This is a genomic window from Blastocatellia bacterium (assembly GCA_035275065.1).
In the GTDB taxonomy this organism is placed as follows: Bacteria; Acidobacteriota; Blastocatellia; order UBA7656; family UBA7656; genus DATENM01.
In genome coordinates this window covers 123,648-150,064 of sequence record DATENM010000035.1, presented here as the reverse complement: position 1 = coordinate 150,064, position 26,417 = coordinate 123,648, and the positions used below count along the sequence as shown (strand labels likewise).

Genomic DNA, 26,417 nt, shown 5'->3' with positions numbered 1-26,417 from the left:
GGGGCCGTATCATCTGCTGGACCAGTATCAGCGGGGAGCGATAGCCGAGTTGCTGGGGTTTGTGTGGATGCCGTTGATGCTGGGTGCGGGCGAAGGGTTGATGGAGAAGGGCGGCGAAGGCGGTTGTCGGGCGAGGTGGGGTGAGCGCTTGAAGTGGGTAGTTTTGCTGGGGGTGAGCTACGGGGGGTTCATCTGGAGCCATCCGCCGACGGCGTATCAGTACAGCCTGGGGTTTGGGGTGGCGATGATGGTGCTGGGGATGGTGCGGCGGGAGTGGCGCGGGCTGCTGCGGGTGGGAGTGGGATTGGGGCTGGGGGTGGCGCTGGCGGCGGCTTACATCCTTCCCGCCGCCCTGGAACAATCGCTCGTCAATAGCGACAACGTCACGAACGATTATCCTTACCACGACAGCTATGTGCTGGTGCGGCTGGGCGTCTATGCCGGCCACCCGGACTATTTTCTCGACCTCATTGACCGCCACTGGATACTGAATGCCATCTTGATTGCATTCGCTTTTGTGGCGCTGCTGCTGTTGAGACCGCGAGTGATGCGCCGATGGTCGCCGCTCAAAGCACGAGTGATGATGTGGCTGGCGCTCGGCGCTTTCGCTTTGTTTATGATGACCCGGCTGTCGTACCCGATTGGCAGATACATTCCGAAGATTGATATCGGCATTTTTACGTGGCGAATGCTCGGCATCGTCACGCTTGCCGTCGCCTTGCTCGCAGGGGCCTGCGTCGAAGTCGTCCGGCGACTGCGTCCGTCGTGGCGCGGGCATGAAGCCGGGCTGGCCTTTGCCTTCGCGCTTTGGGTCGTCATCGGCGGCACATGGTTCAGCTATGAAGAAGTCGTCAAGCCTTATTCAAACGGCCCGCCTTTCACTCCCGAACCCGAGCCGCACAACTATGCGCTGATGCCGCGTACAGGCTACGGCGACGTTTTTCACCTGCCGCTCGTCGAAGCGGCTGAACTGGAACGCGGCGCTGGCCGTGTCAGAGTTGAGCAATGGAAACCGCAGCATCGCGCGGTGCGAGTCGAATTAAATGGCAGCGACCGCCTCTTGTTGCGCACTTTCAATTATCCCGGCTGGACGGCGACGGTTGACGAGCAGCCCGCAACGATTGAAAGCAGCCAGGCGCTTCGCGTCCGCGCGGCGAACGGTGAGGAGCAGTTGATTCGCAAGCTCGAATCGCCGGGCTGGTCGCCGATGATTGACGGCCAGCCGGCGCAGGTGGTTGGAGAAGTGACGCTTGGCGACATCGCCGTGCCGCTTGAGCCGGGAGCCCACGAAGTCCGGCTCGATTATCGCCCGACGCCTGTGCGCCGCGCCGCCGACCTCACGACATTGGCCGCCTTCGTCTGCCTCGCGGTCGCTTCTGTAGCGGTGATTACTTTGCGGCGACGGGGCGCGAAAAGCAATGAAGGCTGATCTCGCATACCGAAGCGACCGGTTTTGGCTCTGCGTGATCGGCGGCGTGGCGCTGGCTTCGTCACTACCGTTCTTCTACGCGGCGCAGGGGCGGATGCCCGAAGCCGGCGACCTGATCATTCACTACCCGCGAATGCTCGCCTTTGACGAAACGCTGCGGTCGGGCGCGTGGCTGCCGCGCTGGCTCGGCAGCATGAACGGCGGTTACGGTGCGGCGACAACGATCTTCTATGCGCCGCTGCTCTATTACGCGCTGTCGGCGGCGCACGCCATCACCGGCGATTGGCCAAAGGCGCTGGAAGTCGTCGTCGCGCTCGCCGCGCTCGGCTCAGGGGTCGCGCTCTATGCCTGTGCGCGGACACTGGCGTCGCCCGCCGCCAGCGCCATCGCGGCGTTGTTTTATGTCCTAGCGCCCTATCACCTGTTAGACCTCTATCACCGCGGCGCGCTCGCAGAGTTGATTGCTTTTGTGTGGATGCCGCTGGTGATGCTGGCCTATGCAAAACTGACGAAGCGGCTCAGCGCCTCGGCAATAGCGGGCGGCGCGCTGGCGCTGGCGCTGCTCGTCCTCACGCACCCGCCGACGGCTTACCTGTTCACGCTCGCCTTTGTGGTATTTGTTATATTTTATGCGGCGCGGGCAAAACGCTGGCAGCCGCTTGCGGGCGGACTGGGCGTCGTTATTCTTGGCAGCGGGCTCGCGGCCTTCTACGCGCTGCCGGCACTGATCGAGAAGCCGCTGGTCAACCAGAGCGTCACCGATCTCTTCACCCATCACATGGGATTCATTAACGAGCTGCTGGCAGGCAACCGCTTTGAACGACTGGTCGGCGCGGTCGCGGTGGCAACGGCCCTGCTGATGACGGCCTTGAGCTGGCCGACGAGGCGGCGAGTGCCAGAGGCGGACGACGCGTTAATCGAGAATCATTTTGCCGCATGGAAAGTGGTCGGCGCGCTGTCACTCATTCCGCTGCTGCCGCTGGTCAGGCCATTAGTGGGCGCGCTGCCGGGAATGGCAGCAGTGGCCTTCGTCTGGCGCTGGCTAGCCCTGGCGATGCTGGCGACGGCGATGCTTGCCGGGATTGCAATGGATCACCTGTTCACTTCCGTTCGCGGTCGGCGGATTCGCGCGCTTGCATGGGTTGCGCTCTTGCTCCTGTTCGGCAACCTCGTTTTTGGTATCGTAGCGGCAGCCCGCGCTAGCAATCTTCGCACAGCCTTCGCCGCCCCGGCTGACCGTTTCGAGCAGGATTTTACGCCGTCCGGTACGCCGAGCGTCTATGAGCTGCCGCGTCAGAAGAGCTGTGAACTGATTAACGCTTCGCCCGGCGACGAAGCGCGCCTGCGCGAATGGCGGCCCGAGCGGCGCGTCATCGAAACCCTCTCGCCGACGGGCGGCGTGCTGCACGTCTACACCTTGATGTATCCCGGTTGGACGGCGAGCGTAAACGATTCGCCGACGCTGATCGATACCCATCCGATACTTAAAACCATGTTGATTGCCGTGCCGCCCGGAAGGCAGCAGGTGACCGTCGTATTCGAAAATACAAAAGACCGAACGCTCGCCGCCTTCATTAGCCTTTCCGCGCTCGTCATCGCGGCGGCGATGCTGCCAGCAAGCCGCTTACGCCATCACCTGAAGCGCCGCCGCATGGCGAGGCGGTGAGCCCGCCGGTTTGCGCTTGACAGGTTATGCGGTGTGACTGACAATGCGACAAGCCCAAGGTTGTCCTTCCCGGAAAGGAAATGTATGCAGCGAAATCTTCTTGACCTGGCATCGCTTGAGTCGCTCAGGGAGTCCGGCGATTATGACCGCATCGCCGCGCAATTGCCCGACGGCTGGCAGGCGCTGCCGGAGTTCGAGGACGACGCGTTGCGTCTGCGGCTGCTGGTCGCCGAAATCAGCGGGCGCAGCGGGCGCGTCGAAGAGATGGAGATGGCGCTCGCTCCGTACATCGAAGACCTTGACCGCGTGCCGCTGGGCCGGGCCGCGCGCGTCATGTTGACGATAGCGATTTACCGCTACCGCCGCCATGAGCCGAGCGAAACGCTCAAGCTGGCCAAGGCGGCGCGCACGGTTGCCAGCGCCCGCGATGACGAATTCGTGGTCGGCGAGGCTTTGCAGATCGAGGGCCAGGCGCTGTGGTCGCTGGAGCGCTGGGGCGAGGCGGTCGATTGCTTCAAAGAAGCCATCGCGGTTTACGCCGCACAGGCGCGCTCGTACCGCATGGGGCTGGCGTATCTTTGCCTCGGTGCGGTGCTGCATCGCATCGGCAGCGTCGAAGAAGCGCGCACACAGTTGGAGCGCGGCATTCGCATCCTGCTGAAAAGTCATGATGATTACAACCTGGCGGTGGCACGGGTCAACGTGGCGCTGGCGCTGAACGTGCTGGGCGAGCATGAAACGGCGCTCAAGTACCTGGAATACGCGCACGAGACCTTCGAGCAGATTCAGCACGACCAGTACATCTACCTGGTGATGAACAACATCGCCGCGACCTTCGTCTGCCTGAAAGATTTGGATAAGGCCGAAGCCGCCGCCAACCTGGCACTCGAAAAAGGCGCGTGGGCGCGCAGCACACAGATCGCCTCGACCTACGAGATCAAAGCCCGCGTCTATATGGCGCGGCGCGATTTCGACACCGTGGCGCGCATGCTGACGACTGCCTGGGAGATTGCCGAACAGGCCAACAGCCAATCGCAACGCGCGGAAATCCGCCGCACGATGGGGAGGCTGTATCTGGCGCTGGAGCGGGACGAGGAAGCCGCCACGGTGTTATGGGAGGGGCTCGACATCGCGCAGAAGTTGCAGGCGTCGCTGCTTGAGATCGAGATGAAAGCGCTGCTGGCGCAGGCGCTCTGCCTGACCGACCCGGTCGAAGCCTGCAACCTGCTCAGTGAAGTCGAGGCGGGGCTCGGCAAACGCCCGCTGCCCGATCTGCGGCGCGAGTGCCAAGCGGCGCGGCGGCGTATCAACGCGCTCGACCAGGAGCGCTTCTTCATTCTCTCCGACGCCCAGATTCCACTGCTCGCCGACGCCAAGATCGCGCTGCTCAAGTGGCTATGGGCGCGGGCGCTCTACAAAGCGCGCGGCAACGCCCGCGACGCCGCCTCGATTCTTGGCGTCACGCCGACCTATATCAGAAAGTTGACCAAGGTGATTCCGCGTGACCTGCTGCGGCCGGGCAAGAAACGCTCGAAAAAGAATTGAATCAGACAGAAGAAGGTTAACTGGCGACACCCGCCTCAAGGCTTCGCCAGGCCGCACAAAAGATGCGGGCGTTGGCTAGGCGCGACGGCGACCCGAGGCGTGACGGGGTGACCGTTTGCTCTTGCCAATCGATTCAACGACGCGAATGACCATCTCACGATCTTGCGGCTCCATCTGCACCAGCTCGTGCAAAATCTTCAACAGCTCAGGCGTGGAGGCGATCTCGCGCATCATCCCCAGCAGCCATAGCACATCGGGCTGGGAATAAGACGCCACCTCGTCGGCGAGCTGGCGCGGCTCATCCATCGACGCCTTAAATAATTCGTAGACGTCCACCTCCAGCCCACGCGCCAGTGCCTTGAGCTTCGCCAGGCTGACGTTCTTAATCCGGTTGTTGATAATGCCGCTAACGTAACCGTTGGTGATCTCGCCGCCCGCCCGGCGCTCGACATCGCGCAGCTTCAACTGCTTCTGCTTGATCACCCGACTGACGTACTCTGCCAGCTTCTCTTTGCCGAGTCTCCGCATCACTCACCTCCCACCGCTTAAAATATTGAGCCGTTGCTCAATATTTTATTGACATGGCTTGCCCTGTGGGCTAATATCGCTTCGGTTTAAGATATTAAAAAGTAAATGCTTTTTGAAACTCAAGTTACGTTGCGCTGTCCGTAGCCGCTTAAAATATTACGCGGCGGGGAATCGGCGCAGATGCTCTTTTATCATACTCTGCGGCGCCGCTCAATAGTGTAATTAGTGGCGAGCAGCAAAAGTTGTCAAATTAGCAATGATCGGCGAGGCGAACAGGTAGAGATGAGCGGCGAACCTTCATCATGTGCGTACTGTCGGGGCACGGGGGTTGTCCAGGGGCCGGGAGATTCTCCCTGCCTGGAAGTCGGCCAATACTGCATGGCCTGCGAGCGCGGACAGCAATTTGCCCGCAGGGTCGCCGACCTGATTTCGCGTACGCTGCGGCCCATCGGCACAGGCGTCGTCGGACGTTGAAATATTGAATTCTCCTTTAGCGGCTAGAGAGGAATGCCGGCAGAGGTCACTTACCCAGGGGCCTTGCCGAAGTTCCTCTCTTTTTTTTCGCCACTCAATCTCTAACGCCACCTGCTTTTATTCAACCCGCGTCGCCCAATTGTCGCTGGTCGCTCGTCGCAATGCTTCCTTAATTCCCCTATAAGCCGAAGCGAATTCTTCTTTCTGCGCGTCGGTCAATGGCGGCGTACCGGCGGCGACCGCATCAGACTGGAGAACCCCGTCAAGCTTCAGAGCATGTTTCAAGCAGGCGATCATCTTGCCCGCCGGCCTGTGGTCTTCGACGAAGCCGCAGGCGCGCTCGAATTCGCTGAACGCCGAGCCATAGGCGGCCATCAATCGCTCGTCGGCGGCGAAGCAAGCGCGCCAGGCGCGCTGCCACTCGCGCGGCAGGCAGTTAGCCGGGCCAGAGACCACGCCCACCGGCAGTTCGTTGTGCAGCAGGTAGCGGTTCCAGTACTCACGCACACGCCCGACAAAGCCTTCTTCCATCTTGAAGACCTGAAACATCAGCATGGCGTTGCCGATATAGATGCCGAACTCGCCTTTATCTTTGAAGTGGCCGGCGCCCTTCGTGTAGTTGCCGAGCACGCGCCGCGCCGCCGAGACTTTGACGCCGAAGATGAATGGCAGCCGGCTCAACCGCTTGACGTCGCGCGTGTGCAGGTGCGGGAGACGCGGATTAAAGGCGATGTCGGCGTTGTCATAAAGAAAGATCGGCAGCCAGCGGCCCGCGTTATCGAAGAGGTCGCTCACGTCGCGCTGAAAGAATGCGGTAATGTCGCTCACGTCGCCGATGGAGAGCGGCGCGATGACGGCAGCGTCGGCGCGCTGGTCGAGCGCGCATTCGAGATTGGCCAGGGTTTCGGCACGGCTCGTCGCCGTGACGCCGACCCAGGATTCGACAGGCCGCCCGCCGCAACGGTGAATCTCCGCATTGATGCGGGCGATTTCGTCGCCCTGAAGGCAAATGAGCTGCTGGCGCTGGCGATTCTTCAAGCGATTCCATTCGCCGGTCGTGCCGACGCCAAAGACGATGTCCGCGCCGTGCCCGCCTTGCGCGAGGTGGCGCAGCAGGCGGCGCTGCTCGTCTTCGATAATCTCTCCCGCCTCGTCAAGCACGGTGATGCTGGGGATGCTCAAGCCGCGACGCGGCGTGTACTGCCAGTACGGCGCGTTGGTCGAGCGCGGCAGGTCATGCGGGCTGGCAGGCTGCGGCTGGCTGATCGATTTCATGGCCTAGATGCGTTCCAGCTCGGCGACGGTGCGCTCGTTGGTGGTCTCGCCGGTGTTGAGCGTCGTCTTCGGTTCGAGCAGCATGACGTGGCATTCGTCGTCGGCGACGGGCAGATGCTCGACGCCGCGCGGGATGATGACGAACTCACCTTCTTCAAGGTGCAGGTCGCGGTCGCGCAGCCGCATCAGCAGCCGACCTTTGATGACCAGAAACATCTCGTCTTCGTCGGCGTGATGATGCCAGACGAACTCGCCTTTGAGCTTGACGAGCTTGACGTAAGCGTCGTTGATCTCGCCGACGATCTTCGGGCTCCAGGGATCATTAAAGCGCGCCAGCTTTTCCGCGAGATTGACTTTTTCGATGGGGGGTTGGTTGTTCATTGCAGTTGTGAGCGTAGAAACGCCGTCCGGTGTTGTCAAGCGTGCGCCTATGCCGCGCTATTGTGTGGATAGGTAGTCCATATCACTGCGGCGGTTCTTGTCGTGTTTCTTGACAAGCAATGGCGCGTTGGTTAGCCTAATTTGTTGCTTCGTGGATAGCACCGGAAGCCATGTAGCAGGCACAAGCAAATGTCATAAGGAGATTGATAAAGATGGCAATTAAAGTTGGTATTAACGGGTTCGGTCGCATCGGGCGCAACGTCTTCCGCGCCGCCTTGGGGAGTCGGGATTTCGACTTCGTCGCCGTGAACGACATTACCGACACCAGGACGCTGGCGCATCTTTTGAAGTACGACTCAGTGCTCGGCAATCTCGAAGCCGACATCACCGCCACAGACAACAGCATCCGCGTGGGTGGCGACGAGTTCCGCGTCTTCTCCGAGCGCGAGCCCGCGAAGATTGACTGGGCCTCGGTCGGCGCCGAGATCGTCATCGAATCCACAGGGCGCTTCATCAAGCGCGAAGACGCCGCGCAACACCTTGGCGGTACGGTCAAGAAGGTAATTATCTCGGCGCCCGCTAAGAATGAAGACATCACCATTGTGCTCGGCGTCAACCAGGATAAGTACGACCCGAAAGCGCACCACATCATCTCGAACGCCTCCTGCACAACGAACTGTCTGGCGCCGGTGGCCAAGGTGCTGCACGAAAACTTCACCATCAAGCGCGGCTTGATGACCACGGTGCACTCGTACACCAACGACCAGCAACTGCTCGACCTGCCGCATAAGGACCTGCGTCGCGCGCGCGCCGCGGCGCTTTCGATCATCCCGACTTCGACGGGCGCGGCGAAAGCCATCGGCCTGGTCATGCCCGAGCTGAAAGGCAAGCTCGACGGCATCTCGCTGCGCGTGCCGACGCCGAACGTTTCGGTCGTTGACCTGGTCGCCGAGGTCGAAAAGCCGGCGACCAAAGAGGCGATCAACGAGCTGATGAAGCGAGCCGCCGAAGGCTCGCTGCGCGGCATCCTGCAATACTCTGAAGAGCCGCTGGTTTCGGTGGACTTCCGCAAGAACTCGAACTCCAGCATCCTCGACGCGCCATACACCAATGTGCTTGAGGGCAATCTGGTGAAGCTGCTGTCGTGGTATGACAACGAGTGGGGCTATTCATGCCGCGTCGTTGACCTGCTCCGCTTCCTCGCGGAACAGGGGCTCTAAATCAAGCAGGCGGCGAGGAGTCAGAAGCAAGCAGCGGGCACGGCCTTCGACTCTTGCTTTTGACTCCTCGCTCCAGGCTCCTCATTAAATACTATGGCGAAACTTTCGATCACTGATCTCGATCTACGCGATAAGCGCGTCTTTATGCGCGTAGACTTCAACGTGCCGCTCGACGCGAATGGCAACGTCACCGATGATACGCGCATCCGCGCGGCGCTACCGAGCATCCGCTATGCGCTCGAACATGGCGCACGGCTAATACTCGCCTCGCATCTCGGCAGGCCGAAGGGACAGGTGAACCCGAAGTATTCGCTCGCGCCCGCCGCTCGGCGTTTGTCGGAACTGCTCGGCCAGACCGTCGTGCTTGCGCCCGATTCTGTGGGTGACGAAGTGCGCGGGATGGTTGAAGCGCTGACGCCGGGCAACGCCTTGATGCTTGAAAACGTGCGCTTTCATGCGGAAGAAGAGAAGAACGATCCGGCGTATGCCGCGGCGCTCGCGGCGCTCGCCGACCTCTATGTCAACGATGCGTTCGGCACCGCGCACCGCGCCCACGCTTCAACCGAAGGTATCACGCATCATGTCGAAAAGTCCGCCGCCGGCTTGCTGATGGAAAAAGAGTTGAAGTACCTCGGCAAAGCGCTTGAAAACCCCGAGCGTCCGTTCGTCGTGATCCTCGGCGGCGCGAAGGTCTCTGACAAGATCGCGGTGATCGAAAACCTGTTGAAGCAAGCCGACGCGCTGTTGATCGGCGGGGCGATGGCCTACACCTTCTTGAAAGCGCAGGGCGTCGAAACCGGGCGCTCGCTGGTCGAAGACGACAAGCTCGACATGGCGCGCGACCTGTTTGAGCGGGCGCAGGCGAGCGGCGTTGAATTCCTGTTGCCGGCTGACAACCTCGTTGTCGACAAAGCCGCATGGGACGCCGGCACGGCGACGCCGCGTACCTGCTCGGTCAAAGAGATTCAGCCGCAAGAGGCCGGGCTAGACATCGGCCCGCGGGCGGTAAAGGATTTTTCAGAGCGCGTCGCGGCGGCGCGAACCATCGTCTGGAATGGGCCGATGGGCATGTTCGAGCACCCGCCTTTTGATCAAGGCACGCGCGCCATCGCACAGGCGGTGGCCGCGGCAGACGCGACGACGATTGTCGGCGGCGGCGACTCTGTAGCCGCCATTACCGAAGCCGGAGTGGCTGATCGCGTCACTCATGTTTCGACCGGCGGCGGCGCTTCGCTCGAATTCCTCGCCGGCGATAGCTTGCCGGGAGTCGCGGCGCTCACGGATAAATGATCTCGGAGTTAAGGATGAAAATCAGTTTTATTGTTCTTGTCGTCGCGGCGGCGGTGACCTTTGCGGCGTGTGGCCCGCACGGCCCTGCCTACAAAGACATCAATACGAATCAGCCTGCGCCGCCTGCCAGCGCGGGCGCTGAAGGAACGCCGAGGGCGCTACCGCCTACAAATACGAACGCGGCCCCGGCGACCGGCGCTCAGGCGACGGCCTCGGCTCCACCGCAGACCATCAAGATGCCGGCCTTTATGGATATGACCAGGGGCTATCCGAAAGACCTGCCGAATTATCCGCAGTCATCGGTCCTCAACGTTCAGTACGGCCCGCGAGAAAATCTTGATACCTTCTCGGTCGCTCTGCAAACGCACGACGCGATGGACAAGATCACCGCCTTTTACGACAAGTCGATCAAAGGCAGTGGCTGGACGGTTGCCAGCCGCACGGTGGACCCGGAGTATTCCGAGTGGGTGCTGAAGAAAAGCAATGACAACGAGGCCAAAGTGACGGTTCGCAAAGATAAGCAATCGCCCCGTTTCATCATCGTCGCCGCGCGCACCAGCCCGCAAACGGCGACGGCAGCGCCGAAGCCGTAATCCCGATCCTCAGGCTCGACCATGAGAAGACCACTGATTGCCGGAAACTGGAAAATGTACAAGACGATTCCCGAAGCCCTCGGCTTCGTGCAATCGTTTAAGCCGTTGGTCGTCGCCGCAACGCATTGCGACATCGTGCTGGCGCCGCCCTTTACCGCGATTCGCGCGCTTGCCGACCGCCTCGAAGGCTCGAACGTTGAGATCGCCGCGCAGGACATGGCCGCCGAGTCGGGGGAAGGGGCATTCACGGGCGAAGTCTCGGCCGCCATGCTCGCCGACGCGGGGGCGCGCTATAGCCTCATCGGCCATTCGGAGCGCCGGCAGTATTATGGCGAAACCGATGAATCGGTGAATCGCAAGATCATCGCCGCGCTCGCGAGCAAGCTGCTGCCGATTGTCTGCGTCGGCGAGCGGCTCGACGAGCGCGACGCCGGGCGCGCTGAACAGGCTGTCGCCGCGCAACTAGCCGGCGGATTGCGCAACTTGACAGTCACAGAGGCCTCTCGTATCATCATTGCTTACGAGCCTGTGTGGGCAATTGGCACAGGGCGCACGGCAACGCCGGAAACCGCGCAGCAGATGCACGCCTTCATCAGATCCCGAATCCGCGAGCCATTCGGCGACTCGATTGCCGCGGGGATGCGCATCCTCTACGGCGGTAGCGTCAAGCCGGATAATGCGGCGGCATTGATGAGCGAGGCGGATATTGACGGCGCGCTGGTTGGCGGCGCAAGCCTTGAAGCCGAGTCGTTCGCGCAGATTGTGAATTACAAAACGAGATAGGTGGAATCGGTTGTGTACTACATTTTGATGGCGCTTTATATTGTCGCTTGCTTCGTGCTGATTCTCTTCGTGCTTTTGCAGCCGGGCAAATCCGACGCTGCGGCGGTCTTCGGCGGCGGCGCGAACACGGCGGCTTTTGGGCCGCGCGGGACGGCGACGGTGCTCGCCAAGATCACCATTACGGCGGCGATTGTTTTCTTCTTAATCGCTTTCCTCTTCTCGATCCCCGGCATCTTCGAGAAGCGCTCAATCGGTGAAGGCGTCAATCAGTCGGAACAAGCGCCAGCGCCTGCGCCGCTGCCTGCGCCTGAGCAGCAACCGGCAACCGTGCCGCTGACGCCGGCCCCTGCACCGACAGCGGCGCCGAATGCCAATAGCGCAGCCGCCAAGCCTGAGACGATTACGCGGCCTACGGACGCCGCTAAGAATGGCAACGCCGCCAAGGCGAATGCCAACAAGAAGTAGACACGGCATGCGAGGGCGCGGGCCGCGCGCGTAAGATTGCAATTGTTATTTGAGCTGTAAGTGATACGGGGATGTGGTGGAACTGGTAGACACGTACGTTTGAGGGGCGTATGGGGCAACCCGTGAGAGTTCGAGTCTCTCCATCCCCATTGATAAGTTCAACACGGTTCAATCATCAGCCGCGCTGTGCGACGAGTCGCCGGCGCGGCTTTTTGTTTGCGTTTCAGACGAGCAGGCGTTTCACGGCGCGAATGACGCTTTCTACCATGACCGGTTTGAGCAGCGCCCCATTGGCGCCGGCGTTGATCGCCTGAGTGATCTCGTCGCCGAAAGCGCTCAAGACGAGGATCGGCGTCTTCGCAAACGAGTGATCTTGCCTGAGCCGGGCGACCATCTCGATGCCATTCATCCCTGGCATGCGAATGTCTGTGAGAATCATGTCGGGATGCTTCCCCAGTGCCTGTGCCAGGCCTTCTTTGCCATCCGCGGCTTCGTAAACCGTATAACCTTCGAGCGCTAGCATCGTCTTGACCAGCTCGCGGGTGTCAAACGTATCTTCGACCACAAGGATTTTGTGTGGCACGTTATCTCCTCGGCCTTCAAGCGTCTTCCCTATGGTAAGCCACGCCTTGCCGGGGTCAAGAGTTTTCATTTTTCGGAGGGCGGTGGTTTGGGCGAGAAGGCGGCAGCCGGATCGCAAATCCAATCAGGTCGCAGGGGCTTTGCCGGACGGCAGGGGCCGGCGAGCATTTTGCGCCGGCCCCTCGGTAACTTGACGCTAATGGCTCAGGCGGGCTGTGACGGCTGAGGTGTCACGATAAGTAAACACCTTGTCAATCGCCGTGAATGGCTTGCCGTCCACCTCGACATAGGGATAGATGAAGTAATTGAGCGGCTCACCTTTCTGGCGCGGATCGAGAATCAGGTCGCGACCGATAGTGAACTCGACGCGGTTCTCGTCGTGCGCGCCGAAGAAATATTCACGCTTGGCGGGATTCTTTGCCGCTTCCGATGCGTCAATCGGCACCCAGCCGATGCCCCTGGCGTAAAACTCTGCCCAGCAATGATACCCACTGACCTGGCCGGCGCCGCGGTCTGCCGGCAGCGGAAAGCCGATGGCAAAGCGCGCCGGAATGCCGAGCGCCCGGCAATAGCCGATGAAAATAGCGTGAAAGTCCGTGCAGTTGCCGCGCCTTGCGTCGCAGGCATAATAAATGTCACCGCGCCCCCAGCCCTGGCCGCTCTTATCGTACTTCACGGTGGCGACAATGTGATTGTAAATGGCCCTGGCTTTCTCCAGATCGGTCCTGGCGCCCGCCGCGTTGACGACTTCAAGCGCCCACTGTTTGATCTTTCCATCAATCGGCACCAAGCGGTCGGGTTGCAGCCAGCGCGCCATGTTCGGATCGCGCGGCACTTCGAGGTTTGCGGCGTGAGCCGATTGCAGACGCTCCTGAATATGCTCCTTGCGCAATGCGTTGAAGCGCATGGTCAGCTTAAAGCTCGATTGCTGCGGGTTGTTCAGCCGAATGTGTAGAACCCGGTTGCCGTATCGCGCCTTGTCTATCTCGTAGGGATAGGGCGAATCAACCTGCAAATCGCTGATGGCCTGGAACGGATTATCATGTGGCACAGGTATCCAGAGATCGACCTGATGAGCGCCTATCGGAATCTCTTTGACTGTTGCCATGTATTCGAAGGCGAATTTTCGTTCACGCGGAACCGCCGCGTCGGCTAGCGGCAGCGATCCTGAAAACATGGCGGCGAGGGTAAGAAAGAGAAGGGAACGGAAACGGAAACAAGTAGGTCTTTTCATGTGGACGAGTGACTCGCTTTCTGGCCCAGGCAAGCAAGCCGCCTCGTCAGCGCAGGCGATAGTCTTTATGGCGAGCTGCTGCTGAGCCTGTCAAGGTGCTGGTCTGTTGCGATCCCAACCTGGGACCCGACTCGACCGGCTCAGTTGATGTGCATGCGGCGCTTCGACGCGAAGGTCGCCGCATATAAACAATGGATCGGTTTCATAGGTTTTAATTCTCCAACAGAGATGCGTCTCTGGCCGCTGCTGTAAAAAGCGTCAGCAGGCCACCACGCTCACGACACTTCCCAGCATAATCCGCAAGCGGGCGGTTGTTCAAGTGAACAATGAAAGCGAACAATGAAAGCACACAGGGGCTTTGGACGGAGAAACTTTGTCATCTGCCATGTCGTAACCTTCGACAGCACAAAAAATGGTTTCGGCGAATTGGGAGGATGTGATGTATTGCCCAAGATGCGGACAGCAGTTAGCGCGCGAGATCCGTTTCTGCTCGCGCTGCGGTTTGCCGATGAATGTCGTTGCCGAAATCGTCGCCAACGATGGCGCGCCGGCGGATCGGACTGCGCCGGACGCTATGGAAAGGCAAGCGTGTACGCGACCGGGAATGCGCCACGCCGCCAGACTCATCTTTTTGAGCCTGATCCTGCTGCCGCTCTGCCTGGGGATATCATTTCAGGCCGATTCACCGGTGCCACTGTTCGTGCCACTAACCGTCTTTTTGGTCGGCCTCTTCTGGCTGTTCTATGCCTATATTTTTGGCGAGTCCCCGTTCATAGCGAACCCGGCAGGCCGGCTCGGCCAACCCCGCTTTGCAACGCCGCGAGGGGAATCGCTTGCGCCGCCGAAGAGTACTGTTGAGGGGTTTATCGCCCGCGCCGTTGATACGGGGGAGATTCTTGAACCGCCCAGCGTGACCGATCACACCACGCGTCTCCTGGATTGAAGCGAGCCATACGCTTCAAGACCGCGACACGGAGACGCAGGGAAAAGGTTTCATCTCACCATCAATTGCCGCGATTCCCGTTCGCCGCGTCTCCGCATCGCCCTGTCTTTTGCCTCCGTGCAAAGCGCGTGAATCGCGCTTGCCGGCAATGGCTCTTCATGACTTCATGCCCTGCGGCGGCGCGGCTCGCTTCGCGGCTGTGTGATCTGATCGGCCTCTCTCGATGATTCGAGTCTTTGTTCGTAGAGGCCGAAAGCAAACATATACTCAAAGCTCCACTCGAAGGTCATCTCCATAACCCGCAGCGCCGTCCAGTACGCCCGGTTCAAGCCGCTTTCGCTCTGCCCCGCCGCCGCCATCGCTCGCAATATCTGCCGGTAGCGCTGATTACTGCTTTCTTTTTCAAGATCAGCAATCAACCGGATGACGGCCTGTTTGGTTTTTTGAGAAGGCTGCTGGCGAGCGGCTTCCAGCGCCTGGACGGCGGCTTGAAAGCGCGCCCCGTACGCAGGCAGATGTGCCAGCGGAACCGTGAAGATGAGCTGGCGTATCACGCTTTCGTGGACGGCGCCCATATTGGGATACTTCTCGTCGAATTCAGCCTGGAGGCGCGGTCTGGTCTTTTCAGCTTTTCCCCCCTTCGGAGTCGATTCGGCATTTTGGGCCACAACTTTATTCCTGGCCTGTGTATTCTTTGCTATACTCATGCCGCTCCTTTCGCACCCCAGCGTGTTTTAGGCACACCACTCCTATCACGCCAGTGCGCGTCGTTGAGCAAGGTGAGCCATCACCGCCAAGGGCGGCTCACGTCGCAGTTCTTGATCTTTGAACTTTGAAGAAGGGTCAGAGCAAAGCGGGCGGGCTGCGCGGAGAGATCGAATACGCAAGCTGGTCGAGGATCGTGCGGACACGGATGCCGGTGGCTATTGACTTCGTTTTCTTTCGTGTAAGCGCGCGAGTCGGCGAGCAAAGCCTTCTGAGTTTGAAGGCAATTGTGGAGCGTTTATGGGCCGGCTGCGGCTCGGCTTCAGCCTGAGGAGAAGGGGTGACTTCAGGCAGAGCCGCCACGGCGACGACCGAAGGCGTTGCTGCCGTCCGCTTGGCGGCAAGCTCGTCGCGGGTCTGCGCAAATTCGGGATAGACCGCAGCAAATGGCGAAGCGAGAGTAATCGCGCAGACATTTTGCGCTTCAGTAAGGCGGTTCACTTCGCCAAGTTCAACAGCATAGCTGTTGAGGAAGTCGTAATAACACGTGGGGTAATGCCTGGCGATGGCTCGTACTACGGGAAAGAGCCGCTCAAGATCAGCAAGCGCTTGTTGATGATCTCCATAGATGCTGCGAATCACAGCGACCATCCTCTGAGCAGTCGCAAAGGTCTGGAGGTCGCGATGACCGGCAACTCGGACGGCGGTCAGGAAAAATGGAGCCGCTGTTTCTGTCTCCCCACTGTCGAAATGCGTTGCCCCGATGCTGAGCAGTGCTCGGGCTTGAAAAGGGGATGGCGCTTCCCGCACAACCCTTTCGAGCAATTCGTGGGTGTTCTTAAAATCACCCTTTCTCTTAAAACAAAGAGCTTGATAATACTGAGCGACAGACTTCAGTTCATTTGATAATGGTAAAGCGAGCATCCATTGACTGGCCTGCTCAACCGTTTCCATTTGTCTTGCGAAGTAGGCATTACGCGCAATAGCCGCCAGTTGCCTACCTAATAACTCAAATCCTTCTTGTGCGTAAAGGCTGCGAGCTAAAACGGTATAAATCGAACGCTGAAGATAAGAAGACTGCAAAGATAGTTCTAACTTTCCGGCACTGTTACCAGAAAAGGAGGAAGTTATGTTAAAGAGGATACTTGCCTGCTCGTTCATCGTGGCCGTTCTTCCCTTGATCACCTCATCTGCTCACCACTCAACGAACCCAGTTCCATTCGCAACAGTAGCTCTCGCAGGACATGTAACTGGCGGCGGCGCATACTGCGAGTGCGGCTGCGGTGGGTGCAGCTGTGACCCCGGCGAAACACCCGATTGCAAGGGCCTTCAGCGCGCCACAGATTTGCCGACCGCTGATGCTGTAGAACCTGGAACTTCTCCGACCGGCAAGACCGGTCAATCGGGTCTTGACTTCGGCTCTAGCGCCTTGATGCTGGCCGTGGCGCTGTGGCTGTGGACTAGACTGCGCGCCTGAGCGAACCGGCGCGCGCCTGGTGCTTCTACTCGTAAAGGCCTGGTTGCCACAGCGACACTGGCAGCGCGGGGAAGGTGTGCGCGCGTGGCGGTTCGCATTGTATACCATTCGCATACCAATTTCACGCGGAATTTTATAAACTTCAACACACTCCCGTGTCTGAAATATTAAGCATCGCTCTAATATTTTAAGCCGCCGCAAACACCCTCCACTCCGGCCGCCGCGCTTGAGGGTTACTCCGATAGTTAGGATCGCCCTTCATCCTCATAAGCGCCGCGCAAGAAACCATAAGCCCAGAACACAGCGGCCAGCCAGTAAAGCGGCCAGATCAACAAAAAGGCGAACAGTAGCCTTTTATCATGAGCCGCGAACCATTGCACAGCTCTCACGGTTCTCGCGAACGGCAACAAGGGAATCAGCCAGCGACGGCGCAACAGAAAGCCGCCAGGCAACTCGCCGCGCCGCCGTGCTTCCGCAGACATGCGGCCCAGGCCGATCTGATAAAACAAGACCTGCCGCCAGCCTGTGCGGTTTAAATGCGTCACTTCGATGGCGGGATCAAAGAGCAATCGCTCGCCGGCGCGGTGCATCTTCCAGTTGAGCAGAATGTCTTCGGCCATCCACAGGTCGTCATCAAACCCACCATAACGCAGCAGGGCCTCGCGGCGATAAGTGAGATTGGCTGTCGGCATGCCCTTCTCAAGGCGCAGCGGCGTCGTTGGCATGAACTCTTTGAACTCGATCAGGTAGCCGATCAAGCCGCTCAGACTCCCCGGTGTGCCATTGCGCAACGCGCCGCCGACCGCCGCATAGCTGCCGCTCAGGTGCCGCCCGACGATCCGCTCAATCAGGTCAGGCGCGGCGATGCAGTCCGAATCGATCATCAGGCAGAGCGGCGCGTGTGTCGCCCTGATCCCGACATTGCGCGCCGCTCCGGCAAACAGCCGTTGTGGGCTGTGAATCAAGCGCACCGTCGGGTATTCGCGGGCAACGATCTCTGGAGTTGCATCCGTCGAGCTGTCAACGACGGTGATGTCGAACTCGACCGCCGTGCGTTGCGCCAGCAGCGCGTTGAGGCAGCGGCGAATCGTGCGCTCGGAGTTGTAGCAGGGAACGATGACCGACACCGATAGCTCTTGTTCACGATCCGTGGACATCGTCTGGTCTAGCCGAGCTCATCCGCGCCTTTGTCAGCGTGGGCGCTCACCGGGCGCTCGTCACGGGCGGCGCGGGCTGCGCCTTCAATGATCTCAGCGATCCGGCAAGCCGTGCCGGCCAGCCGCCGCTGCCTGAGGTTGGCCGCGAAAATCGGCCCATAATGATTGGTAAAGTAACTGACGATCTTTTCCGCCAGGTCATCGGAGTCGCCGGGGCGGAACGATAATCCGTCAGCGCCGTCTGTGAGACTGTCGCAGAGGCCGCCGGCGCGCGAAGCGATGATCGGCAGGTCGTTAGCGAGAGCGATCTGCGCCACGCCGCTCTGCGAGGCGCTGGTGTAGGGCAACACCAGCACGTCGGCCTGCGCGAAGTAGTCGGCGACTTCTTCATTCGTCACGTAGCGATTGATCACCGTTACCTTGCCCTCGATGTCGTGCTTGCGCAGCAGGCGCTGATAGGTCTCGACATCCTCGTAGAATTCGCCGACGACCAGCAGCTCGCAATCGATGCGCGCCAGCACCTTTGGCATGGCTCCCAATAGGACTTCGAGACCTTTGTAGCGCCGGACCTTGCCGAAGAAGAGCAGCCGTCGCCCATCGCGTTTGCCGTGGGTTGCCGATTCGAACTCCTGAAGCATCGGCAGCGGCGACAGGCTGATGGGGCGGTCGGGCGCAAGCTGCCGCAATCGTTCTTCGTCGCTGCGCGCATGAACGATGAATTCGTCAGCGGCGGCAAAGCCGTAGCGCGTCAGCCAACGATCCGCCGGGCTGCCTTCGTGCGGCAAGACGTTGTGACATTCGATGACGACGCGCAGGCCCTGGCGCCGCAGCCGCCGCGCCAGCGTGCCGAGCAGCGGCGCAAAAAACGGCTGCCACCATTGCAAGACCACCAGATCGGGGGCAAAGCGCTTGACGGCCCGCGCGGCCCGCGCCCAGCTCAAGGGGTTGAGCGGCGACAGAACCGCCTCGGCTCCGGCGTCGAGCTTCAAGTCGCTGGCGTCGCACTGGGTGGTGCCGGGAAAAAGTAGTGAAGGATACAATTTGCGAAACGAAACGACCTGCACCGTATGGCCGCGCCCGACCATCTCCCTTTGCAGCCAGTAGACGTGGTGGGCAATGCCGCCGCGCAGCGGGTAGGCCGGGCCGATGATCGAAAGCCTCATCCGCGGATTCCCCTGCGGGCCTCTCCGGCGCTTGCCGGCGGCGGTTCGATGTTCAACTCGTCGTTGCTCTCGCTGGTCTCAACAATTGAATAATCGCTCTCGCGCCGGTAGGAAAATGTGATCATCTCGGCGAGCAGTCCAAACAAGACCAGCTGCACGCCGACGATGACGAACAGGGTGCCGATGAACAACAGCGGGCGGTTGCTCAGCCACTGGTTGAAGAAGACCCGCAGCACGATCAGATAGCCATTAATGACTGCGCCAAGGCCGCCAAGCAGGACGCCGAGAAGGCCGAAAAAATGGAGCGGCTTGTTGGTGTAGCGCGTCATCAAGATGACCGTCAGCAGGCTGAAGAAACCGCCGAAGAAGCGCTCCATTCCATAGCGCGAGCGGCCATGCAGGCGCGGCCCATGATCGATCTGCACTTCGCCGAGGCGAAAGCCGCGGTAGCTCGCAAGCACAGGGATATAACGATGCTGCTCGCCATAGACGCTAATCTCGTCGAGTACGCCACGGCGATAGGCCTTGAACCCGCAATTGCTGTCATGCAGGCGGACGCCCGTGAGCATCGACGTGACGCGGTTATACACCCGCGACGCCAGGCGTTTGCCGAAGCGGTCTTGCCGCCGGTAGCGCCACCCTGAGACCAGGTCATAGCCTTCGTCGAGCTTCTCAAGCAGCAACGGCAACTGCTCGGGTTGCTCTTGCAAATCCGCGTCTATGGTGACGATGATTTCAAAACGCGCGGCGCGAAAGCCGGCGGCGAGCGCCGCCGATTTGCCAAAGTTGCGGCGAAAGCGGACGTAGCGAATAGACGGATCCGCGGCGTGCAACGCCTTGAGCTTTTCACTCGAACCGTCCGTGCTGCCGTCGTCAATGAAAAGAATTTCATAACGGCGGGCGACTCCCCTCAGCACCGCCGTCAGGCGACGATATAACTCGTCGAGGGCCGGTCGCTCGTTGAGCAGCGGGATGATGACCGTGATGTCTTTTGACTTTGAACTCATGCGACGAACCGAGGCTGGCGCACAGGTCGCGCCAACATTGCACACCAGCTAGGATACCGTTAAAATGAACCGGATTACAAACACGAACAGCAAACGCTCTCGACGCGAATAACCTGTTTGAAACAGTTGATGGAGTTCCCTTACCGCGCTTGAGCTATGGGCTCCTGCGCGGATTTCTACGTCATGAAAGCCACTGTTACCGTCGCCCGAAGCAACAAGCGAAAACCCGCGGCGACCACACGCGCCGATGAACAGGCCGCCGCGCGCCGCAAACGGCGACAACTCTATATTGCCGCCGGCGTGCTGGCAACTGTCGTCCTCGCCTGCTTCCTGAATAGCCTGGGGAACGGTTTTGTCTTCGACGACAAATCGCTCATCCTCGAAAACGCGCTGCTGCGCAGCCTGGCCAACCTGCCGCGTCTGTTGACGGCGTCCTACCGACCGCTGCGCGACATCACGCACGCCATTGACTTCGCGCTGTGGGGCGAGAACGCCGCCGGCTTTCATCTGATGAACATCGTCATTCATCTGGCGAACACGCTGCTGGTATTCGTGTTGTTGCGCCGGGTGGCGGGCAGCCTGCCGGTGGCTTTCATCGCGGCGCTGATCTTCGCCATCCATCCGATTCAAACAGACGCGGTGACCTACATCTCTGGCCGCCGCGACATTCTCTTCAGCCTATTTTATCTCCTCAGCTTCTATTGTTATTTGAACTATCGAGAGCGCGGCAAGTGGCGCGACTTCGGGCTATTTCTGGGCTGCTGGGCTTTGAGCCTGATGGCGAAAGAGATGGCGGCCAGTTTGCCCGCCTTCATCTTTGTCTGGAATTTCTGCGCTGCCTGGAGCGAGCAATCGGGCGCCTGGCTGCGGCGGTTGTGGGGGGCCGGGCGCGCGGCGTTTCGCCGCAACCGCTGGCTCTACCTGGCGCTCGCGGCAGCGGTGCTGGCCTATGGCTATTACATGACGTTTGTCAAAGGCGGCTCGGTGCTGGCGCGCGACGGCTTCAAGTACTGGGGCGGCAGTTTCTACACCAACCTGCTGCTGATCTTCCGCATCCAGGCATGGAATCTGAAGCAACTGATCTGGCCGACGCCAGTGGTCCAGTACAAAGGCGCATTCGACATCACAACGACGGCGCTCGATTGGCGTGTTATCGGGTCATTTCTTGTGGTCGCGGCGACGCTCGCCGGTGGATTCGTGGCGCTCAAACGCCACCGGCTGATGGCTTTTGCCATCTTCTCTTATTTCGTTCTGTTGCTGCCCGTCAGCCAGATCATTCCGCACCACGAGCTGCTGGCTGACCATTATCTCTACCTCTCCATGATGAGCTTCGGGCTGTTTGTCGGGCTGGTTGTCGAGCAAGTCGCCATGCGCGGCAGCCGCGCAAAGCAAGTGGCGTATGCCGCGATGGCGTTGGCGCTGGTGGCACTCGGGGTGACGACCGTGCTGCGCAATCGCGTCTGGAAAGACGACCTCACCCTCTGGCAGACCAATTACCGCGAGGTGCCGAATTCGATTCGCGCCGTTTCGAGCCTCGCCAAAGCCTACGCGCCAATCAACCCTGGCAGGTCCGAAGAACTCTACAAGCGCTGTCTGGAGATCGAGCCGGCTTACTGGCCAGCCTATTATTCGCTCGCCTTGATTGACCGCTCCCGCGACAAAGCGCGCGAGGCCGAGGCGTTAGTCCGCCGCGGCCTCACCCTGTCTGACGAAGAGATCAGGATGTCGGGCTTGTCGCAGGAGCCTTCGATGTACCGCTCACAGATGACCTGCGCGCTGGCGCTGACTCGTACGAATCAAGGCGACGCGGACGGCGCCGAGCAGTTATACCGTGAAGCCATCGGCATTAACCCGCTCAACCCGCAGCCCTATACCATGCTCGCCAATCTCTACCGCGAGCGCGACCCCGCAAAAGCCATCGCCGCGCTCCAACAACTGGTGGTCGCCTACCCGGGTCACCGCGAGCCGCTCGAACAGGTTGCCACGTTGCTTATCGAAGAGAAGCGTTACGACGAGGCGATCAGCGCCCTCCAGCAGCTCCTCGATCTCGTGCCGAACGATTACACGGCCAATCTGCTGTTGAGCCGCGCCTATCGCGGCAAGAAGGACTGCGGGCGCGCCCGCAACGCGCTGGAGACGGCGCGCGCCGTCGCCCTCAGCCCGAAAGAGCAGCGCGAGATTCAAGCGGCGACAGACGAGTTGAGCCAGGACTGCGGGCGCTAGAAATCATTATGTTGGCCTCGCCGGACGCCATTGACAGGGATGGACCTCGCCCTTAGACCTCCCCCTTCGCGGTGGCCGGACGGTGTTACTGGTGACACACAATCTCGGCATGGTGTCGCGACACTGCGAGCGCGCCGTCCTCCTTGAGCGTTGCCGCGTCGCCGCGATGGACTCATGCGCCGAGGTGGGCGATTATCATCTCGCATCTTGAATGCAACGCCCAGTATCGCCTAGCGCCATCGTCTCTTTCTAAGTTTCGCTCTCAGAACATTTGAGGTTTGGCCGCGATGCAAACGAGCGAAGCTTACGATTTTTCTGAGAAATTCTCCTTGACATTTAGCGCGAAAAGTCATATTTTTGCGCAGCCTTGTTCATCGTAAATGAGGGTTGGAATTGAACTGACGGTGGAGTAAAGACCAATCGACCGAAAACCTTCCGTACGAATCCTCCCTAAGCTGTGGAAGGCATTGGTTAGAATCTAACACTGCTGTTCGGTACTGAATGCCGCTTTCAGGTTACAAAAGACTGAAGTAAGAAAACAAAGCGATCTCCTTAGGATACGCTTCCCAGGTTTCCTCCGATTGCGCTCATTGAGGGTGCGTTCGTAGTCGCTGAGTTCATCACATTGACGGGCCTGGCCCGGATTTTGGCAATACAACCGAGGACTGTAGAGAACTGTAAGGAGGACGATTAATGAAAATCGGTAAGATTTCTACGATTTCCCAATCTGCTAAGAAAACCCGAACTATAACACTCCCAAGAATGCGCCGCGCCGGCAACTCACGCTATGGAAGGCTCCTTATCCCAGTTGTCCTCGTTTCCGCATTCTTGCTTATGAGTTTATTTGTCCTGAACGGACATCGGCTGGCGCGCGCCGGCAGGGTCAGCGCCAATACCGAAAGCATCGCCCTCTACGCGGGCGACTGTACGACCGGCAAGAGCGTATTCAACCTCGGCGATTCGGTCTGCGCCATCGTCTCGGGGGTGCAGGCCAACGAGCGGCGCTTCGCGTGGGCCTCTCCCGACGGCAGCATCTATCAGCTCGGGCCGACGATCACGACCGACCCGCAAAGCAGCACCATCACCATCCCCACGAGCGGCTTCTTCTCTCAGGTCGGAACCTGGACGGTCCGGACACTGGATTTCAGAGGCAGCGGCTTTGACGTCGCCAGCTTCGTCGTGCGCGACCCGAGCCGGGCGAGCGCCGATGTCGGCGTTAACATCTTCGGCACGGTCAACATCACTGCCGGCAACAACATCGTCTATCGCGTCGAAGTGACCAACAACGGACCGGACGCCGCCGACAACATCGTGGTCACCCAGGCGGTGCCGGCCAACACGTCGTGGGTCTCCGAGTCGCAGGATTCTGGCCCGGCGGCCACCTGCACGAACCCGTCGCCGGGTGCCACCACCGGCACCTCGACTTGCACCATCCCGACGCTGGCGGCAGGTAGCACCGCCGTCTTTACCTACACCTATCAGGTCAGCGGCGCCGCCGCCAATGGCTCGACCATTACATGCTCGGCCAGCGCCACGACCTCCACCAATGAGCTGCACCAGGCGGACAACTCGACGAGCCTGGACACGCTGGTGGCGAACAACGGGACGGCGGCCGATTGCACGATCAACTGCCCAGCGGATATTAGCCAGAACGCTGCCGCGGGCATGTGTAGCGCCGTCGTCACTTATACGACGCCGACGGCGTCGGGTGCCTGCGCCGACCCGGATACGGGTAACACCCCTCCGGTCGTCTGCACGCCACCTTCGAACTCCTCCTTCCCCATCGGCTCGACGACAGTGATCTGCGCCTCCGGCGGGACGAACTGCGCCTTTACCGTGACCGTCGTAGATACTTCGGCTCCGTCAACGCCGACGATCAATTGTCCGAGCAACCTCACGGTTGATGAAGAGTCCGAAGGCGCCGGCTTCGCGAAAGTCAATTACTCGACGCCGACGACGACCGGCAATTGTGTGACGGTCACTTGTGACCCGCCCGCCGGCGCGACCTTCCTGATCGGCACCACGACGGTTTCTTGCACGGGCACCGACTCTTCTCATAATACCGTTTCGTGCAGCTTCACCGTGACCGTCCGCGGCTCGAACAGCGCTGGCTGCACCGTGACCTGTCCCGGTGACGTTACCCAGACCGCCGCAGCCGGCGTGTGCAATGCCGTCGTCAACTACCCGGCCCCGGCGACCAGCGGGACGTGTGGCACAGTCACCTGTAGCCCGGCGTCCGGCACCGTCTTCGCGGCGGGCGTGACGGTGGTGACCTGCACCAGCAGCCAGGGCGGCAGTTGTGACTTCACGGTCACGGTGGTTCCGGCAGCACCGCCGACGATCACCACCTGCGCCACGGACAAGACGGTCACCGCCAGCGCCATTTGCGAGGCCACCATACCGAATCTGGTCAGTGAAGTGGTCGCCACCGGTTGCGGCGTCACCGTCTCGCAATCCCCGGCAGCCGGCAGTATCGTCGGGCCAGGAATCTACACGGTGACGATCACCGCGGAGAATGGCGCCGGCGAGACGCCCTGCACGGCGAAGGTGACCGTGGTCAACAGCATCACTTCGACCATCACTTGTACGTCCGATATCACCACCGCCAACGATCAGGATCAGTGCGGCGCCGTCGTCAACTACCCAGCGCCGACTGCCGACAACAGTTGTTCAACCCTGACGGTCGCTTGCTCGCCGGCTTCGGGGTCGTTCTTCCCCATCGGCGCGACTAACGTGTTGTGTACGGCGACCGACCTTTCGGGCGCCACCACGACCTGCACCTTTAGGGTAACCGTCAATGACACGCAACTGCCGACGATTGCCTGTCCGGCCAACATCACCCATGCGAATGACTCGGACAAGTGCGGGGCGGTGATTAACTACGCCTCCCCGGCAACTGCCGACAACTGTCCCGGCGTGACCACGAGTTGTTCGCCGGCGGCGGGGACGCAGTTCTCCGTCGGAACGACGACCGTGATCTGCACGGTGACCGACGCGGCAAACAACACGGCGACCTGTAGCTTCACGGTGACGGTCAGCGACAATCAGCCGCCGGCGATCACCTGCCCGTCGCCCATTGCGGTCGGCACGGACCCCAACGTCGCCACCGCGACCGTCACTTACACGCCGACGGTCAGCGACAACTGTTCGGGGGTGGGCGCGGCGGTTTGCTCGCCGGCTTCGGGCACGCACTTCCCGGTCGGGGCGACGGCCGTGTCTTGCACGGTGACCGACGCGGCAAACAACACGGCGACCTGTAGCTTCACGGTGACGGTCAGCGACAATCAGCCGCCGGCGATCACCTGCCCGCCCAGCCTGACCCGGCCCAACACGGCCAACCAGTGTGCGGCGGTCGTGACCTACGCGAACCCGACGGTGACCGACAATCAACCCGGTCCGACCTTCGTTTGCAGTCCGGCCTCCGGCGCGTCGTTCCCGGTCGGTGTCACCAACGTGACCTGCACCGCGACCGACGCCAGTAACAACCACTCCACTTGCAGCTTTAGCGTGACGGTCGCCGACACGCAAGCGCCGGTGATTACTTGCCCGGCGAACATCACGGCCTCCAACACGCTGGGCCAGTGTTCTGCCATCGTCAATACGGGGGCTGCGACCGCGACCGACAACTGCCCCGGCACGACGGTGGTCGGCGTTCGCAGTGACGGATTGGCGCTGAACGCGGCTTACCCGGTGGGCACCACGACCATCGTCTGGACGGCGAGAGACGCCGCGGGCAACCAGGTCTCCTGCACACAGACGGTTGTCGTCAATGACACGCAGGCGCCGACCATCAGCGGGGCCGCCGCCAATCCGTCGTCGCTGTGGCCGCCGAATCACAAGATGGTCGATGTGACGATCAGCTATGGCGTGGCGGATAATTGCACGCCCACCTCGTCGGTCACTTGCGACTTGACGGTGACCAGCAACGAGCCACCCAGCCCGCCCGGTGACGGTCACAACTCGGCGGAGTGGAAGGTCATCGATGCGCATCACGTGCAGTTACAGTCAGAACGGTCGGGCAACGGCAACGGGCGCGTCTATACGATCACCATCCGGTGCACGGATAGTCATGGCAACGTCGCGACGCAGACCGTGACGGTGACGGTGCCGCACGATCAAGGCCATTAATTGGCCGTTTCTGCTCAGGCAGTTGGACGACGCCATTGTCCGATGGCATTGACCAACTGCCCGGGCAGAGCGGCAAGGGAACTCGCTATGTTGACTAAGAGGATCATAATCAAGATGATCTCTGATTCAATCGCTTAGAATGTAAAGGA

21 protein-coding genes and 1 tRNA gene are annotated in these 26,417 nt (G+C 60.5%); 12 read left to right on the top strand and 10 right to left on the bottom strand.

Annotation, left to right across the window (positions count from 1 at the left end; genetic code table 11):
• The 3 genes from VJ464_07365 to VJ464_07355 all read left to right on the top strand — a co-directional run.
• Nucleotides 1–1,429, top strand: a 1,429-nt coding sequence (locus tag VJ464_07365) for a hypothetical protein (protein HKQ04933.1), incomplete at its 5' end; no start/stop codon positions are given.
• Entirely contained in the window at nucleotides 1,419–3,095 is a 1,677-nt protein-coding gene (locus tag VJ464_07360; GenBank protein HKQ04932.1) for a 6-pyruvoyl-tetrahydropterin synthase-related protein, read from the top strand. The genes VJ464_07365 and VJ464_07360, both read left to right, overlap by 11 nt.
• 84 nt (nucleotides 3,096–3,179) lie before the next feature.
• Nucleotides 3,180–4,640, top strand: coding sequence for a hypothetical protein (locus VJ464_07355; GenBank protein HKQ04931.1), 1,461 nt, complete (start codon nucleotides 3,180–3,182; stop codon nucleotides 4,638–4,640).
• 75 nt (nucleotides 4,641–4,715) lie between these two features.
• On the opposite strand, the gene VJ464_07350 is transcribed toward VJ464_07355, so the two are convergent.
• The 3 genes from VJ464_07350 to VJ464_07340 all read right to left on the bottom strand — a co-directional run bounded on the left by VJ464_07350 (nucleotide 4,716) and on the right by VJ464_07340 (nucleotide 7,280).
• Nucleotides 4,716–5,168, bottom strand: a complete 453-nt coding sequence (locus VJ464_07350) for a helix-turn-helix domain-containing protein (protein ID HKQ04930.1) — start codon at nucleotides 5,166–5,168, stop codon at nucleotides 4,716–4,718.
• Between the two features lie 591 nt (nucleotides 5,169–5,759).
• Nucleotides 5,760–6,917: a dihydrodipicolinate synthase family protein gene (locus tag VJ464_07345; protein HKQ04929.1), complete on the bottom strand. Its 1,158-nt coding sequence runs from the start codon at nucleotides 6,915–6,917 to the stop codon at nucleotides 5,760–5,762.
• A 3-nt stretch (nucleotides 6,918–6,920) separates the two neighbouring features.
• Nucleotides 6,921–7,280: a cupin domain-containing protein gene (locus VJ464_07340; GenBank protein HKQ04928.1), complete on the bottom strand. Its 360-nt coding sequence runs from the start codon at nucleotides 7,278–7,280 to the stop codon at nucleotides 6,921–6,923.
• Nucleotides 7,281–7,510: 230 nt separating this feature from the next.
• On the opposite strand from VJ464_07340, the gene gap reads away from it, so the two are divergent.
• The 6 genes from gap (at nucleotide 7,511) to VJ464_07310 (ending at nucleotide 11,798) form a co-directional block, all read left to right on the top strand.
• A complete protein-coding gene (gene gap / locus VJ464_07335; GenBank protein HKQ04927.1) occupies nucleotides 7,511–8,518 on the top strand; it encodes a type I glyceraldehyde-3-phosphate dehydrogenase in 1,008 nt (335 codons plus the stop codon).
• Between the two features lie 93 nt (nucleotides 8,519–8,611).
• Entirely contained in the window at nucleotides 8,612–9,808 is a 1,197-nt protein-coding gene (locus tag VJ464_07330; GenBank protein ID HKQ04926.1) for a phosphoglycerate kinase, read from the top strand.
• Nucleotides 9,809–9,822: 14 nt separating this feature from the next.
• Complete coding sequence (locus VJ464_07325) at nucleotides 9,823–10,401, top strand: hypothetical protein (GenBank protein HKQ04925.1); 579 nt, start codon at nucleotides 9,823–9,825, stop codon at nucleotides 10,399–10,401.
• A 54-nt stretch (nucleotides 10,402–10,455) separates the two neighbouring features.
• Nucleotides 10,456–11,184, top strand: coding sequence for a triose-phosphate isomerase (tpiA, locus tag VJ464_07320; GenBank protein ID HKQ04924.1), 729 nt, complete (start codon nucleotides 10,456–10,458; stop codon nucleotides 11,182–11,184).
• A gap of 12 nt (nucleotides 11,185–11,196) precedes the next feature.
• Entirely contained in the window at nucleotides 11,197–11,649 is a 453-nt protein-coding gene (gene secG, locus VJ464_07315) for a preprotein translocase subunit SecG (protein ID HKQ04923.1), read from the top strand.
• 67 nt (nucleotides 11,650–11,716) lie between these two features.
• Nucleotides 11,717–11,798, top strand: a tRNA-Leu gene (locus tag VJ464_07310).
• Nucleotides 11,799–11,872: 74 nt separating this feature from the next.
• Here the strand turns inward: VJ464_07310 and VJ464_07305 are convergent.
• A complete protein-coding gene (locus tag VJ464_07305) occupies nucleotides 11,873–12,232 on the bottom strand; it encodes a response regulator (GenBank protein ID HKQ04922.1) in 360 nt (119 codons plus the stop codon).
• 195 nt (nucleotides 12,233–12,427) lie between these two features.
• Nucleotides 12,428–13,339, bottom strand: coding sequence for a transglutaminase domain-containing protein (locus VJ464_07300; protein ID HKQ04921.1), 912 nt, complete (start codon nucleotides 13,337–13,339; stop codon nucleotides 12,428–12,430).
• Nucleotides 13,340–13,877: 538 nt separating this feature from the next.
• On the opposite strand from VJ464_07300, the gene VJ464_07295 reads away from it, so the two are divergent.
• Complete coding sequence (locus VJ464_07295) at nucleotides 13,878–14,408, top strand: zinc ribbon domain-containing protein (GenBank protein HKQ04920.1); 531 nt, start codon at nucleotides 13,878–13,880, stop codon at nucleotides 14,406–14,408.
• Nucleotides 14,409–14,572: 164 nt separating this feature from the next.
• Here VJ464_07295 and VJ464_07290 read toward each other — a convergent pair whose 3' ends face one another.
• The 5 genes from VJ464_07290 to VJ464_07270 form a co-directional block, all read right to left on the bottom strand.
• Nucleotides 14,573–15,115, bottom strand: a complete 543-nt coding sequence (locus VJ464_07290) for a hypothetical protein (GenBank protein ID HKQ04919.1) — start codon at nucleotides 15,113–15,115, stop codon at nucleotides 14,573–14,575.
• 136 nt (nucleotides 15,116–15,251) lie between these two features.
• Nucleotides 15,252–16,274, bottom strand: a complete 1,023-nt coding sequence (locus VJ464_07285) for a hypothetical protein (GenBank protein ID HKQ04918.1) — start codon at nucleotides 16,272–16,274, stop codon at nucleotides 15,252–15,254.
• Between the two features lie 561 nt (nucleotides 16,275–16,835).
• Nucleotides 16,836–17,747 carry a glycosyltransferase gene (locus VJ464_07280; GenBank protein HKQ04917.1) on the bottom strand — a complete coding sequence of 304 codons (912 nt, stop codon included), beginning with the start codon at nucleotides 17,745–17,747 and terminating at the stop codon, nucleotides 16,836–16,838.
• An 8-nt stretch (nucleotides 17,748–17,755) separates the two neighbouring features.
• Nucleotides 17,756–18,910: a glycosyltransferase gene (locus tag VJ464_07275; GenBank protein HKQ04916.1), complete on the bottom strand. Its 1,155-nt coding sequence runs from the start codon at nucleotides 18,908–18,910 to the stop codon at nucleotides 17,756–17,758.
• On the bottom strand, nucleotides 18,907–19,917 hold the full coding sequence (locus VJ464_07270; GenBank protein HKQ04915.1) for a glycosyltransferase family 2 protein: 1,011 nt from the start codon (nucleotides 19,915–19,917) through the stop codon (nucleotides 18,907–18,909). The genes VJ464_07275 and VJ464_07270 overlap by 4 nt, the downstream gene beginning before the upstream one ends.
• Before the next feature lie 183 nt (nucleotides 19,918–20,100).
• On the opposite strand from VJ464_07270, the gene VJ464_07265 reads away from it, so the two are divergent.
• Together VJ464_07265 and VJ464_07260 are read left to right on the top strand one after the other, a co-directional pair.
• Nucleotides 20,101–22,140, top strand: a complete 2,040-nt coding sequence (locus tag VJ464_07265; protein HKQ04914.1) for a tetratricopeptide repeat protein — start codon at nucleotides 20,101–20,103, stop codon at nucleotides 22,138–22,140.
• Nucleotides 22,141–22,974: 834 nt separating this feature from the next.
• Nucleotides 22,975–26,268, top strand: coding sequence for an HYR domain-containing protein (locus VJ464_07260; protein HKQ04913.1), 3,294 nt, complete (start codon nucleotides 22,975–22,977; stop codon nucleotides 26,266–26,268).
• Nucleotides 26,269–26,417: the final 149 nt, after the last annotated feature.